This window comes from Aromatoleum diolicum (assembly GCF_012910955.1).
GTDB classification, from domain to species: Bacteria; Pseudomonadota; Gammaproteobacteria; order Burkholderiales; family Rhodocyclaceae; genus Aromatoleum; species Aromatoleum diolicum.
In genome coordinates, this window is record NZ_WTVQ01000015.1 from 75,930 (window position 1) to 89,076 (window position 13,147).

At 66.1% G+C, this 13,147-nt stretch carries 13 protein-coding genes; 10 read left to right on the forward strand and 3 right to left on the reverse strand.

Features of this window, described 5'->3' with window-relative positions; genetic code table 11:
* Nucleotides 1–9: 9 nt before the first annotated feature.
* A complete protein-coding gene (locus GPA25_RS10780; protein ID WP_169260383.1) occupies nucleotides 10–1,152 on the reverse strand; it encodes an efflux RND transporter periplasmic adaptor subunit in 1,143 nt (380 codons plus the stop codon).
* A 166-nt stretch (nucleotides 1,153–1,318) separates the two neighbouring features.
* Entirely contained in the window at nucleotides 1,319–2,365 is a 1,047-nt protein-coding gene (purM, locus tag GPA25_RS10785) for a phosphoribosylformylglycinamidine cyclo-ligase (protein ID WP_169260384.1), read from the reverse strand.
* 140 nt (nucleotides 2,366–2,505) lie between these two features.
* On the opposite strand from purM, the gene GPA25_RS10790 reads away from it, so the two are divergent.
* From GPA25_RS10790 to GPA25_RS10835, 10 genes are all read left to right on the forward strand, one after another.
* Nucleotides 2,506–3,597 (forward strand): AI-2E family transporter, encoded by a 1,092-nt coding sequence (locus tag GPA25_RS10790; RefSeq protein WP_169260385.1) that lies wholly within the window; start codon nucleotides 2,506–2,508, stop codon nucleotides 3,595–3,597.
* The gene (gene hda / locus GPA25_RS10795) at nucleotides 3,594–4,265 is read left to right on the forward strand and encodes a DnaA regulatory inactivator Hda (protein WP_169260386.1); all 672 of its coding nucleotides are present in this window, start codon (nucleotides 3,594–3,596) and stop codon (nucleotides 4,263–4,265) included. Before GPA25_RS10790 ends, hda begins: the two co-directional genes overlap by 4 nt.
* A 40-nt stretch (nucleotides 4,266–4,305) precedes the next feature.
* The gene (locus tag GPA25_RS10800; RefSeq protein ID WP_169260387.1) at nucleotides 4,306–4,968 is read left to right on the forward strand and encodes a histidinol-phosphatase; all 663 of its coding nucleotides are present in this window, start codon (nucleotides 4,306–4,308) and stop codon (nucleotides 4,966–4,968) included.
* Between the two features lie 56 nt (nucleotides 4,969–5,024).
* Entirely contained in the window at nucleotides 5,025–6,386 is a 1,362-nt protein-coding gene (gene pcnB / locus GPA25_RS10805; protein WP_169260388.1) for a polynucleotide adenylyltransferase PcnB, read from the forward strand.
* Nucleotides 6,383–6,898, forward strand: a complete 516-nt coding sequence (gene folK / locus GPA25_RS10810; protein WP_169260389.1) for a 2-amino-4-hydroxy-6-hydroxymethyldihydropteridine diphosphokinase — start codon at nucleotides 6,383–6,385, stop codon at nucleotides 6,896–6,898. The genes pcnB and folK overlap by 4 nt, the downstream gene beginning before the upstream one ends.
* An 18-nt stretch (nucleotides 6,899–6,916) precedes the next feature.
* Entirely contained in the window at nucleotides 6,917–7,279 is a 363-nt protein-coding gene (locus GPA25_RS10815) for a DMT family protein (RefSeq protein ID WP_169260390.1), read from the forward strand.
* Nucleotides 7,280–7,294: 15 nt separating this feature from the next.
* Nucleotides 7,295–7,936: a deoxynucleoside kinase gene (locus GPA25_RS10820; RefSeq protein ID WP_169260391.1), complete on the forward strand. Its 642-nt coding sequence runs from the start codon at nucleotides 7,295–7,297 to the stop codon at nucleotides 7,934–7,936.
* A gap of 82 nt (nucleotides 7,937–8,018) precedes the next feature.
* Complete coding sequence (gene panB / locus GPA25_RS10825) at nucleotides 8,019–8,834, forward strand: 3-methyl-2-oxobutanoate hydroxymethyltransferase (RefSeq protein ID WP_169260392.1); 816 nt, start codon at nucleotides 8,019–8,021, stop codon at nucleotides 8,832–8,834.
* A gap of 40 nt (nucleotides 8,835–8,874) precedes the next feature.
* Nucleotides 8,875–9,702: a pantoate--beta-alanine ligase gene (gene panC, locus GPA25_RS10830; protein WP_169260393.1), complete on the forward strand. Its 828-nt coding sequence runs from the start codon at nucleotides 8,875–8,877 to the stop codon at nucleotides 9,700–9,702.
* 136 nt (nucleotides 9,703–9,838) lie between these two features.
* A complete protein-coding gene (locus GPA25_RS10835) occupies nucleotides 9,839–10,294 on the forward strand; it encodes a CBS domain-containing protein (protein WP_246265606.1) in 456 nt (151 codons plus the stop codon).
* A 95-nt stretch (nucleotides 10,295–10,389) separates the two neighbouring features.
* Here the strand turns inward: GPA25_RS10835 and pepN are convergent, their stop codons facing one another.
* Entirely contained in the window at nucleotides 10,390–13,080 is a 2,691-nt protein-coding gene (pepN, locus tag GPA25_RS10840) for an aminopeptidase N (protein WP_169260394.1), read from the reverse strand.
* Nucleotides 13,081–13,147 lie beyond the last annotated feature (67 nt).

Consider the following 13,147-nt stretch of genomic DNA (forward strand, 5'->3'; position numbering starts at 1 on the left):
CGCGCCTCCTCAGCTCGCCCGATCCGCCTTGCCCGCCGCCGGCGCATCACCGCCTGCACCCGGGCTCACCACCTCCACCGCCGCACCGTCGCGCAGCTTGAGCTGGCCCGCGGTCACGACAATATCCCCGGCCTGCAGGCCACTGACGATTTCGACCCGGGTTCCGCGCCGCACCCCGGTCCTCACTTCGACCCGCTGCGCCTTGCCGTCGACAACCCGGTAGACAAACTGCACGTTGCCGGGTGCCGGCACCAGCACCTCCTCCGGCACGACCGCGACGTTCGCGCGCTCCTGCAGGATCAGCCGCACGCGCGCAAACATGCCGGGCCGCAGTCGCAAACCCTCGTTCGGCAGCGTCGCGCGCATCAGCACCGAACGCCCCTGCTCATCGACGAGCGGATCGATCGCGCTCACGCGCGCGTTAAATTGCTGCCCAGGCATCGCGTCGGACGCCACTTCAAGGTTCTGTCCGGGACGAATCCGCTCCAGATAGATCTCCGGCAGGCGGAAATCGACCTTCAGCGTCGCAATGTCCTCCAGATTGACGAGCTCATCGCCTTCCTTGACGTAGTCGCCAACGCTCACATTGCGGATCCCGATGATGCCGACGAAGGGCGCGCGCAGGCGCATGCGCTCGAAGTGTGCCTCGGCCAGCGCCATGTTGGCACGGGCGACCTCCAGCCGCGACGCCGCCTCGTCGCGCGCACTCTGGCTGAGGAACTTGCGGTTGAAGAGATCTTCGGTGCGGCTGAAATTGGCCTGCGCCAGCGACAGGTTCGCCCGCGCCTGCTGCAGTTCAGCCTGCTGGACGGCGGCATCGAGCTCGACCAGCACATCGCCGCGCCGGACCGCGCCCCCCTCGCGAAAACGGATTGCCGCAATGCGCCCCGCCACCTCCGGCCGCAGCATCACCGACTCGTTCGAACGCAGCGTACCCACCGCCGTGACATCGTCCGCGATGGCCTCGGACACGACCGCCACCGTCTCGACGCTGACCGGCGCCTGCGCAGCGGGAGCCTGGCCCGCAGCCGGCTTCACGCCACCCGTGGCCTGCGGCACCGCCGTGCTGCGGTTGGCGTAGTAGGCGTAACCGGCGAGGGCTGCGATCCCGGCAAGGCTCAAGGCGGCAATCAGGCGACGACGTGCGTGCATGGGAAGGGCATTCTGGATGCGCATCGGCCCGCGCGCTGACAGAGGGGCCGGCGGGTGGAAAAAACGAGCGCACCGTCATGGGTGCGCTCCGCTTGTTCTCGTGACAAGCCGCCGTGCGACAAGTTGCACAGGGCGAAGGGGCCACCGCGGGCCCCGGCATCGGAACTCAGCCGACCGTGGTCTGCGCCGCGCCCTCGGCACGGGCTTCGATGCGCCCGAGCCGATACACCGTCTCGCCCGCCGCTTCGAGGTTCGCGACCGCCACGTCGGCCTGCTCGGCCGATACGATCACCACCATGCCGACGCCGCAGTTGAACACGCGGTACATCTCCTGGTCGGCCACGTTGCCTTCCTGCTTCAGCCACTGGAACAGCGGCGGCAGCGTCCAGGACGAAGCCTCCAGACGCGCGGTGAGACTCTCGCCCAGGATGCGCGGCACGTTCTCCAGCAGACCGCCGCCGGTGATGTGCGCCATGCCCTTGACCACGCCCGGAATCGCACGCATCAGGCCCAGCATCGACTTCACGTACAGCCGGGTCGGCTCCAGCACCACGTCGCGGAACGGACGGCCGTGGAAATCCGCATCCAGATCCGGCTTCGCGCGCTCGATGATCTTGCGGATCAGCGAATAGCCGTTCGAATGCGCCCCACTCGAGGCCAGGCCCAGCACTACGTCGCCCGGCACGATCTTCGAGCCGTCGATGATTTCCGACTTCTCGACCGCGCCGACCGCGAAACCCGCCAGGTCGTATTCGCCGTCCGGGTACATGCCCGGCATCTCGGCGGTTTCACCACCGATCAGTGCGCAGCCCGACAGCTCGCAACCGCGCGCGATGCCGCCGACGACGCTCGCAGCCGTATCGACGTCCAGCTTGCCGCAGGCGAAGTAGTCGAGGAAAAACAGCGGCTCGGCGCCCTGCACGAGGATGTCGTTCACACTCATCGCCACCAGATCCTGGCCGACGGTGTCATGCTTGTTCAGCTGGAACGCCAGCTTCAGCTTGGTGCCGACGCCGTCTGTGCCCGACACCAGCACCGGCTCGCGGTACTTCTTCGACAATTCGAACAGCGCGCCGAAGCCGCCGATGCCGCCCAGCACTTCGGGGCGCATGGTGCGTTTCGCGAGCGGCTTGATGCGGTCGACGAGGGCGTCGCCGGCGTCGATATCGACACCGGCATCACGGTAGGAAAGCGAAGGTTTCGGGGAGCTCAAGATCGTTCCTCTAGCTTGCGGAATGCGCGTTCGGGCCGACGGGGCGAGCGGGAAAACTTGAGGCCGCAACGCCAAGTGGCTACATTTACGGGTTCTGCGGGTCTCCATGCACCCGCGCCAAGTCCGCGATTTTACTCGAAATGAACCCTTCCCGCGCCGACCGTCTGCAAACCGCCGCCTGGGCCGGCGTTGCGCTGGCGCTGGCTGCCCTGTTCTACGCGCTGGGGCCGATTCTCGCGCCGTTCGCGATCGCTGCGGTGTTCGCCTACATCTGCGACCCCGCCGTCAACTGGCTCGTCGCGCGTCGCATCCCGCGCCCTGCGGCGGTGCTGCTGGTGATCCTCGGCACGGGCGCGGTGCTGCTCTTGCTGATGCTGATCCTCGCGCCGATGATCTATCGCGAGGCCGTCGGGCTGATCCGCCGCCTGCCCGACCTCATCGAGCTCGCCAACGCGCGCCTCGCGCCGCTGCTGATGACGCACTTCGACATCGACCTCCAGCTCGACGCCGCCTTCGTGCGCGGCTGGATTGCGGAGCACTGGGATACCGCCCAGGACCTGATCCCGGTGGTCCTCGGCCAGTTGCGCCAGGGCGGCCTCGCACTGCTGGGTGTCGCCGCCAGCGTCTTCCTCGTGCCGGTGGTGATGTTCTACCTGCTGCAGGACTGGCCGAAACTCCTCGATGGGCTGCAGACCGTCATACCGCGCCCGATGCTGGCGCGCACGATGCGCATCATCAACGACATCGACCGCGTACTCTCCGAATTCCTGCGCGGCCAGCTCTCGGTGATGCTGCTGCTCGCGGTCTTCTACAGCGCCGGCCTGTGGCTTGCCGGACTGCGCTTCGCGCTGCCGGTCGGCGTCATCACCGGCCTGCTGGTCTTCATCCCCTATGTCGGCTTCGGCGGCGGGCTGATTCTCGCGATCCTCACTGCCCTGCTGCAGGCCGAAGGCTGGCCGCCGCTGATCGGCGTCGCCATCGTGTTCGCCATCGGCCAACTGGTCGAAAGCTTTGTGCTCACCCCCTATCTCGTCGGCGAACGCATCGGCCTGCACCCGCTCGCGGTGATCTTCGCGCTGATGGCCTTCGGCCAGCTGTTCGGCTTCGTCGGCATCCTCGTCGCGTTGCCGGCCAGCGCGGCGATCCTCGTCGGCCTGCGCGAAGTCCGCACGGCCTGGCTCTCCAGCCGTCTCTATCTCGGTGATAAACCGCCTGACGGCCAGCAGCCATGAAACAACTCGTTCTCGACATCCGCCCGGATGCGCCGCCGACCCTCGACAACTTCGTCGTCGGCGGCAATGAGGAACTCGTCGCCACGCTCCGCGGCATCGCGGGCCTGCCCGGCCACCTGTACCTGTGGGGCCCGGCCGGCAGCGGCCGCAGCCACCTGCTGCGCGCGGCGCTCGCCGCGGCGCAAGCCGCGGGGCGCCCCGCCACGAACGTCGCCGCCGCCGACGTCGGCGACGAACTGCCGCAGACGCCCAGCCTGCTGCTCGCCGTCGACGACGTGCACGCCCTCGCCCCGGCCGCACAGATCGCGCTCTTCAACGCCTTCAACCGCTCGCGCCCGCTCGGCCAGACGCTCCTCCTCGCCGGCGCCGACGCGCCGCGCAATCTCGCGCTGCGCGAAGACCTGCGCACGCGCATCGGCCAGTGCCTGATCTTCGAAGTCCGCCCGCTCGACGACGAATCGCGCACGGCGATCCTCGCGACGCTCGCCGCACGCCGCGGCCTGCGCCTTGCCGACGAAGTCATCGACTTCCTGATGCGCCACGGCCGCCGCGACCTGCCCAGCCTGCTCGCCGTGCTCGACGCCCTCGACACCGCCTCGCTGGAACGCAAGCGCGCCGTCACGCTGCCGCTGCTGCGCGAAATGATGCAGGCCGGACTCGACATCTGAGGCACCTGCAGGCACCGCAACCGACCCCAAGGAAATCACCGTGGATCTCGTTCTCTTCGATCTCGACAACACCCTGCTCAACGGCGACTCCGATTTCGCCTGGGCGCAATTCCTCATCACCAAGGGCGTTCTCGACCGCGAAGTGCAGGAAGCGAAAAACGTCGCCTTTTACGAACAGTACAAGGCCGGCACGCTGGACATCTTTGAATTCCTCGACTTCCAGCTCGCCCCCCTCGCGCGGCACACGCGGGCGCAACTCGATGCCTGGCACCGCGAATTCATGGCGAATTCGGTCGCGCCGATGATCACCGACAAGTCACGCGCGCTGGTGCGCGAGCACATCGAACGTGGCGCCCTGGTCGCCGTCGTCACCGCCACGAACAGTTTCGTCACCGGCCCGATCGTGCGCGAATTCGGCATCCCGCACCTCGTCGCCACCATTCCCGCACAGGAAGACGGCGCCTTCACCGGCAAGCCGCGCGGCATGCCGTCATTCAAGGCGGGCAAGATCGAACGCGTCGACAACTGGCTCGAATCGCTGGGCCTGTATCTGGGCAGCTTTGAACGCTCGTGGTTCTACAGCGACTCGCACAACGACCTGCCGCTGATGTCGCGCGTCACCGATCCGGTGGCAGTCGACCCCGACGACACCCTGCGCGGACACGCGCTCGCCGCCGGCTGGCCGGTCATTTCCCTGCGCTGAGGGCCTGCCATCGGTTATGATTGACGGCTTATGTTGACCGTACAACCCTCTTTCCAATGATCCGCAAGTTGCTGCGCAAAGTCTTTCGCCGCACCGCGTCGCCCATCAACACCGAACCCGCGCTGGTCCCGGTGACGCAGCACGGCATCCGCCGCGAACAGCTCTCGCCGGCTGCGCGCAAGGTCTGCACGGTGCTGCAGGAAGGCGGCCACAAGGCCTTCGTCGTCGGCGGTGCCGTGCGCGACCTGCTGGTCGGCCACCCGCCCAAGGACTACGACGTCGCCACCAGCGCCACGCCCGAGGAAGTCCGCGCACTATTCCGCCGCTCGCGCATCATCGGGCGCCGCTTCAAGATCGTGCACGTGATGAGCGGCCCCGAGACCATCGAAGTCTCGACCTTCCGCGCCAGTCAGACGGCCGAGGACTCCGAAACCGACGAACACGGCCGCGTGCTGCGCGACAACGTATACGGCTCGCAAGCCGAAGACGCGACGCGGCGCGACTTCACCGTCAACGCCCTGTACTACGACCCGACCAGCGAGCAGATCCTCGACTACCACCACGGCGTCGCCGATCTCAAGCAAAAAACCCTGCGCATCATCGGCGACCCGCGTGCACGCTACCGCGAAGACCCGGTGCGCATGCTGCGCGGCGTGCGCCTGGGCGCCAAGCTCGGTCTCAGCCTCGATCCGGCCGCCCGCCATCCGATCCGCGAGATGGCCTCGCTGCTGGAAAACGTTCCCGCAGCACGCCTGTTCGACGAGATGCTCAAGCTGCTGTTCTCCGGCTACGCGGTCAAATGCCTGAAACAGTTGCGCGAGGAAGGCCTGCACCACGGCCTGCTGCCCCTGCTCGACGTCATCCTCGAGCAACCGATGGGCGAACGCTTTGTCTGGCTGTCGCTGGAGAACACCGACGATCGCGTGCGCGCCGACAAGCCGGTGTCGCCCGGCTTCCTGTTCGCCACCCTGCTCTGGCATCAGGTGCTCGCCAGCTGGGAAACGCGCAAGGGCGACGGCGAGCATACCCAGCCGGCGCTCTTCGCCGCGATGGACGAAGTCCTCGACGCCCAGGCCGGCAAGCTCGCGATCACCAAACGCATCGTCGGCGACATCAAGGAAATCTGGGCCCTGCAACCGCGCTTTGAAAAGTGCAACGGCAAGGCCCCGTTCCGCCTCATCGAACAGCCGCGTTACCGCGCCGCGTGGGATTTCCTGCGTCTGCGCGCGCAATCAGGCGAGCTCCCGATGGCGCTGCCCGACTGGTGGGACCGCTTCGCGCATGCCGGGCATGATGCTCGCGAGGCCCTGCTTGCCGATGCGCCCGCTGCCACCGAAGCCCCCGAGCGCAAACGCCGCCGTCGCCGCCGCAAGCCCGCAGAAGCGGGCGAACACAGCGCGGGCGCCGACGCATCATGAGCATCGCCAGCCCGCACCGGGCTCCCGGCCCGGTGCGCGCGCACATCGCCCTCGGCGCCAACCTCGGCGACGCGATCGCCACGCTCGAATCCGCCTTCGTTGCGCTGACCGAACTGCCGGACACGCGCCTGGTGGCGCGTTCCAGCCTGTACCGCACGGCCCCGGTTGGGGTCAGTGGCCAGCCCGATTACATCAACGCCGTCGCAGCCGTTGATACCACCCTGCCCGCGCGCGCGTTGCTCGACGCCCTGCTCGACATCGAGCGGCGGCAGGGTCGTACCCGCGACTACCATCAGGCGCCGCGCACCCTGGACCTTGACCTGTTGCTATACGGTGACGCGATCCTCGCCCTGCCCGGCCTCGAGATCCCGCACCCGCGCATGCACCTGCGCGCCTTCGTGCTCGTGCCGCTGGCAGAAATCGCCCCACGCACCATGATTCCCGGCCGCGGCGTCGTCACCGACCTGCTCGCAGGCGTTCGTGACCAGGCCACCGAACGCCTGAGCACCTGATTCCGCACGGCAAACCGCATGACCGCCTGGATGCAGACCCTGCCCGTATGGGTTCAGACCGCCTTGCTGCTCAGCGCGTCGAATGTCTTCATGACCTTCGCGTGGTACGGGCACCTCAAGAACATGCAGTCGAAGGCCTGGTTCGTGGCCGCCATCGTCAGCTGGGGCATCGCCCTGTTCGAATACCTGCTGCAGGTGCCTGCAAACCGCATCGGCGCGTCCGAACTCAGCCTCGCACAGCTCAAGATCATGCAGGAGGTCATCACCCTGCTGGTGTTCGTGCCCTTCGTCGTGCTGTATATGAAACAGCCGATGAAGCTTGACTACCTTTGGGCCGCCTTGTGTATGCTTGGCGCCGTATATTTCATTTTTCGCAACTAGAGGCAACTACCGGGCATGCTGGACAAGGCACGCTACATCGTGGTCGAAGGGCCCATCGGCGCAGGCAAGACCTCGCTCGCACGCCGGCTTGCAGAGCGGCTCGACGCGCAGCCGCTATTCGAGCAGCCCGAGTTGAACCCCTTCCTTGGCCGCTTCTACCAGGACCCCGAGCGCTGGGCGATGTCGACCCAGATGCACTTCCTGTTCCAGCGTATCGACCAGCTCGCCATCCTTGCCGAAAGCATCGATCAGCCGCAGCGCGTGGTTTCCGATTTCGTGCTCGACAAGGATCCGCTGTTCGCCGCGCTCAACCTTGCGAACGACGAACTCGCCCTGTACCAAAGGGTTTTCGACACCATGAAGCCGGCTTCGCCCCCCAAACCGGACCTGGTGGTGTATCTGCAGGCCAAGCCGGAGACTCTGATCGAACGCGTGCGCCGGCGTGGCATGGACGCCGAACGGCGCATCACCGAGCACTACCTTGCTCGCGTCGCCGAGCGCTACGCACGCTTCTTCTACGAGTACGAAGCCGCACCGCTGTTCATTGTCGACGCCGAAGTCCTCAACCCGGTCGACCAGGACGACGACTTCGAACTGCTGCTCGAGCGTCTGCGCAACATGCGCAGCTACCGCGAGTTCTTCGGCTACGCCGGCTGAACGCCCCCGCGGTCCCCGTTCCCTACTGGCTTGTGCCCCGGCGCATTTTGCGAAACACTCGCGCCCTTCCGAGGAGTACCCGATGAGCTACCTTCAGGACGATAAACCCGTCACCCTGTTCGAACTGGGCAAGATGCGCGCCGACGGGCGCAAGATCAGCATGCTCACTTGTTATGACGCAAGCTTCGCGGCACTGCTCGATCGCACCGGCGTCGACGTTGCCCTGGTCGGCGACTCGCTAGGCAACGTGCTGCAAGGCCAGAAATCGACCCTGCCGGTGACCATCGAGCACATGGTGTATCACACCGAATGCGTCGGCCGCGGCAGCAAGCGCACCTTCGTCGTCGCCGACATGCCCTTCGGCAGCTATCAGGAAAGCCCCGCCCAGGCGCTGCGCAACGCCGCCCGCTTGATGGCCGCCGGCGCCAACATGGTCAAGCTCGAAGGCGGCGCCTTCATGGCCGAAACCATTCATTTCCTCGTCGAACGCGGTGTACCCGTATGCGCCCATATCGGCCTCACCCCCCAGTCCGTGCACCAGCTCGGCGGCTATCGCGTGCAGGGCCGCAGTGAAGCGGGCGCAGCCCAGCTCAAGGCCGATGCGCTGGCGCTCGAGCAGGCCGGTGCCGCGCTGATGGTCATGGAGATGGTTCCCGCCAGTGTCGCCCGCGACGTCACCGCCAGCCTCACGTCGATGGCCACCATCGGCATCGGCGCCGGCCCCGATTGCGATGGTCAGGTGCTGGTCCTGCATGACATGATCGGTGTCTACCCGGGCAAAAAGGCGCGGTTCGTCAAGAACTTCATGATCGGCGCAACAAGCATCGATGAAGCCGTGGAAAACTACGTCCGCGCCGTCAAGGACGGCAGCTTCCCCGCCCCCGAACACTGTTACTGAGCCCTGTCACCCCCTCAAACAGCCGCCGAGATCACGCCTCATGCAGATCCACACCACCATCGCCAGCCTGCGTACCGCCCGCGCCAGCGCCGGGAAGGTTGCCTTCGTCCCCACCATGGGCAACCTGCACGACGGTCACATCACCCTGATGCGCCAAGCCGGCGAACGTGCCGACTGCGTCATCGCCAGCATCTTCGTGAACCGCCTGCAGTTCGGCCCGCGCGAAGACTTCAACAACTATCCCCGCACCCTCGCCGCGGACTGCGAAAGACTTGAAGCCGCCGGCGTCACGCACGTCTTCGCCCCCGACGAAAGCGTGATGTATCCGGAGCCGCAACACTATTACATTGACCCGGCGCCGGCGCAGATCAGCATCCTGGAAGGTGAATTCCGCCCCGACCACTTCCGGGGCGTCGCCACCGTGGTCCTCAAGCTGCTCAACATCGTGCAGCCCGACTTCGCCCTGTTCGGCAAGAAGGACTATCAGCAACTGATGGTGCTGAGCAACATGGTGCGCGAACTGGCCATCCCGGTCGAAGTCCTGCCCGGTGAAACCGTACGCGCGGCCGATGGCCTGGCGCTGTCATCACGCAACAGCTATCTGTCGCCCGAAGAGCGCGCCGAGGCGCCGCGCCTGCATCGTCAGCTGGCACGCATCCGCGATGCCGTGCGCGGCGGCGATCACGACTTCCTCAAGCTCGAAACCGAAGCAGTAGCAGAACTGGCCGCGCACGGCTGGCATCCCGACTACATCGCCGTACGCCGCCGCGCCGACCTTCAACCCCCGGTGCAGGCCGACAACCCGCTGGTGGTCCTCGCCGCAGCCAAACTGGGCCGCACCCGGCTGATCGACAACCTTGAAATCTGAGCCGCCAGGACGCCACGGGCGCCGCACTGGCTGCGCTCACACTTGCATCGGCGCTCACTTCGTTTCAAGCTATGCCAACATGCTCCGACATCGGGGAGCAGCTGCGCGACAGCCAACAACAACGGGAGGGATTTGAATGATGATTGCTACGACTGTTACGGTGCGACAGATTCTTGAACAGAAGGGCGCGGTAACGCACGCCGTATCACCCGACGTCAGCGTGCTCGACGCCCTGTCCGTGATGGCCCGGCACGATATCGGCTCCGTGCTGGTCACCCAGAACGATCGTCTTGCCGGCATATTCACCGAGCGCGACTACGCGCGCAAACTGGTACTCAAGGGCCTGAATTCCAAGGAGGCCACCGTCGGTGACGTGATGACGCCGAACGTGTGTACGATCACGCCCTCGCAGACGCTCGACGAGGTGATGAACATCATGACGGAAAACCGTTTCCGCCATCTGCCCGTCGTCGATCATGGAAAGATTGTCGGCATCGTCACTATCGGCGACGTCGTCAAGGCGGTGATCGACCAGCAGGAAAAGACGATCAACCATCTGTCGAGCTACATTGCCGGCGATCTGGCGACCTGACGGCAGGGGCGCCACACGACCCTGCGTCACGTTTGTCGCTGATTCATCCGCCGGCACGGGTCACGGCCACGCCGTGACCCGTGCCGCAGCGGCGCTCAGTCTGCGAGCGCCTTCTCGACGATTTCCGTCACATCCGGCGACAAACCAGTCGCCCCTGCAACGCGCTCGAGTTGCACGCGAATGAGCGCCTGCAAGGCTGGCGTGAAGCGCTGCCAGTTTTCCAGGGACCGCGCCATGCGCGCCGCCACCTGCGGGTTCCTCGCATCCAGCGCAATCACCTGATCCGCCCAGAACGCGTAACCGCTGCCATCGGCCGCATGGAACTCGGCCGGGTTGGCGCGGAAGAAACTTCCCAATAGCGCATATACCTTGTTCGGGTTGGCGAGGCTGAAGGCCGGATCGACCATCAGCGCACGCACCCGCTCGAGCACCGGTGCGGCCGTTGCGTCCCAGCGCCATGCCCCCGCCTGCAGCGCAAACCACTTGTCGAGCACTAGCGCATCGTCGCGATAGCGGGCATGGAACGCGCCCAGCGCCGCTTCGCGCGCCGGACTCGCGCTCTGCACCAGCGCGGCGAGCGCGCCGACGCCCTCGGTCATGTTGCCGAAGCGCGCGAACTGCGCCTGTGCCCACGCAAGTCCTTCGGGAACGCCCGCCGCGGCCAGGTATTTCAGTGCCAGATTGCCCAGCGCACGCCGGCCGGCATCCGTCGGGTGATAGCGATAGGGGCCGGTCACTTCCAGCGTACGGCACAAGGCCAGCCAGTCGTCCGCGAGGTGTGTCCCGAGGGCGCGCATCAGATGCATCAGCGCGACACGCAGGGGCGCCGGGTCGGCCGGCTGCATGCGCTCAATCAGATAGCCTTCCGACGGCAGGGTCATCGCCTGTGCGCGGAAGGCCGGGTCCAGCGCGGCGTCGTTCAACAGCGCCCGGAAGGCCGCGACAAAGTCAGCCGGAACCGCCAGCGTACGACCGGCTGCGGCATCCGCCGTCAGCACGAGAATCACGCGCTCGGCGAAACGCTGCGCGGCATCCCAACGGTTGAAGGCGTCGGTGTCGTGCGCCATGCGGAACGCGAGCCGCGCATCGTCCTCAGCCAGATCCAGGATCACCGGCGCGGAAAAACCGCGCAGCACCGAGGGAACCGGCTCGACCGCCACATCGAGGAAGCGGAAGGACTGCTCGACCTCGCTCAGTTCGAGTACCCGCGTCGTGACGCCCGCATGATTCTCGCCCTCCAGACGCAGCGGCAGGTCACGGCCATCGGGCCCGATCAGCCCGACCGCTACCGGGATCAGCAGCGGCTGCTTGTCCGTCTGCCCCGGTGTGGGCGGCGTATGCTGCGACAGCATCAGCGTGTAGCTGCGGCTTGCCGCGTCGTAGGCGCCGGCAGCCTTCACATGCGGCGTCCCCGCCTGGCTATACCAACGCATGAACTGGTCCAGATCGTGGCCGTTTGCTTCGGCCATGCAGTCGACGAAGTCATCGCAGGTCACCGCCTGACCGTCGTGATAGCTGAAATACAGGTCCATGCCGTTGCGGAAGCCCTCGGCGCCCAGCAGCGTATGCAGCATGCGGATGACTTCCGCCCCCTTCTCATACACCGTCGCGGTGTAGAAGTTGTTGATCTCCTGGTAGCTGTCCGGACGAATCGGATGCGCCATCGGCCCGGCATCCTCGGCAAACTGCACCGCGCGCAGCACGCGCACGTCGTCAATGCGCTTGACCGCGCGGGCGGATGCCGCACCGGCATCCCCGGCCGCCACGGCGAGCATGTCTGCGGAAAACTGCTGGTCGCGGAAGACCGTCAGGCCTTCCTTGAGCGTGAGCTGGAACCAGTCGCGGCAAGTCACGCGGTTGCCGGTCCAGTTGTGGAAATATTCGTGCGCGACCACGCTCTCGATGTGCTCGTAATCGACGTCCGTCGCGGTATCGGGCTTCGCCAGCACGTACTTGGCGTTGAAGATGTTGAGCCCCTTGTTCTCCATCGCCCCCATGTTGAAATCGCTCACCGCGACGATCATGAAGCGGTCGAGATCGAGCTCCAGTCCGAACACCTCCTCGTCCCAGCGCATCGAGTGGATCAGCGAATCCATCGCATGTTCGGTACGGTCGAGATTGCCTTCCTCGACCCACACCTGCAGCAGCACCTCGCGGCCCGATGCGGTCGTTACGCGACGCTCCAGCGCCACCAGCTTCGCCGCGACCAGCGCAAACAGATACGAAGGCTTCGGGAACGGATCCTCCCACCTGGCGTAGTGGCGCCCGCCCGCGAGCGGTCCCTGCTCGATCAGGTTGCCGTTCGACAGCAGCACCGGGCAGCTCGCAGCGTCGGCTTCGAGCGTGACGGTGAAGCGCGTCATCGCATCCGGCCGATCAGGGAACCAGGTAATGCGGCGAAAGCCCTCCGCTTCGCACTGGGTGAAGAAGCCGCCACGCGACACGTATAGGCCCGAAAGGCTCGTATTCGACTGCGGATTGATGCGGGTGACGATACCGACTTCAGCGCTGCGCCCTTCGAGCGCGATTTCAAGCCAGCCCTCGCCCTGCGTGACCAGTCCGGGCGCGGCTTCGACTCCGTCGACGGTCAGGCCCAGCACCTCGAGGTCCTCGCCAAGCAAGCGCAAGGGGGCCGGGGCAATTTGTGTGTTGCGTGAACACCGCAGGCGGCTCGTTACTACCGTCGCGGCGGGATCAAGTGCGAAATGCAGATCGACGCCATCGACATTCCATGCCAATGGTGTGTAATCGGAGCGTTGAATGCTTGGGGCGTGTTCGGTTTTCATTATCTCTCCGGCTGTCCAGCCGCTTCTGGGACAAGCCGGAAGTATACGCCGGGAGACCCGCCCGGCA

Excerpts from the sequence above, each read along its gene's own strand:
- GPA25_RS10780 (WP_169260383.1), bottom strand. The coding sequence starts at position 1,152 with ATGCACGCACGTCGTCGCCTGATTGCCGCCTTGAGCCTTGCCGGGATC.
- GPA25_RS10790 (WP_169260385.1), top strand. The coding sequence starts at position 2,506 with ATGAACCCTTCCCGCGCCGACCGTCTGCAAACCGCCGCCTGGGCCGGC.
- hda (WP_169260386.1), top strand. The coding sequence starts at position 3,594 with ATGAAACAACTCGTTCTCGACATCCGCCCGGATGCGCCGCCGACCCTC.
- pcnB (WP_169260388.1), top strand. The coding sequence starts at position 5,025 with ATGATCCGCAAGTTGCTGCGCAAAGTCTTTCGCCGCACCGCGTCGCCC.
- folK (WP_169260389.1), top strand. The coding sequence starts at position 6,383 with ATGAGCATCGCCAGCCCGCACCGGGCTCCCGGCCCGGTGCGCGCGCAC.
- GPA25_RS10815 (WP_169260390.1), top strand. The coding sequence starts at position 6,917 with ATGACCGCCTGGATGCAGACCCTGCCCGTATGGGTTCAGACCGCCTTG.
- GPA25_RS10820 (WP_169260391.1), top strand. The coding sequence starts at position 7,295 with ATGCTGGACAAGGCACGCTACATCGTGGTCGAAGGGCCCATCGGCGCA.
- panB (WP_169260392.1), top strand. The coding sequence starts at position 8,019 with ATGAGCTACCTTCAGGACGATAAACCCGTCACCCTGTTCGAACTGGGC.
- panC (WP_169260393.1), top strand. The coding sequence starts at position 8,875 with ATGCAGATCCACACCACCATCGCCAGCCTGCGTACCGCCCGCGCCAGC.
- GPA25_RS10835 (WP_246265606.1), top strand. The coding sequence starts at position 9,839 with ATGATGATTGCTACGACTGTTACGGTGCGACAGATTCTTGAACAGAAG.
- pepN (WP_169260394.1), bottom strand. The coding sequence starts at position 13,080 with ATGAAAACCGAACACGCCCCAAGCATTCAACGCTCCGATTACACACCA.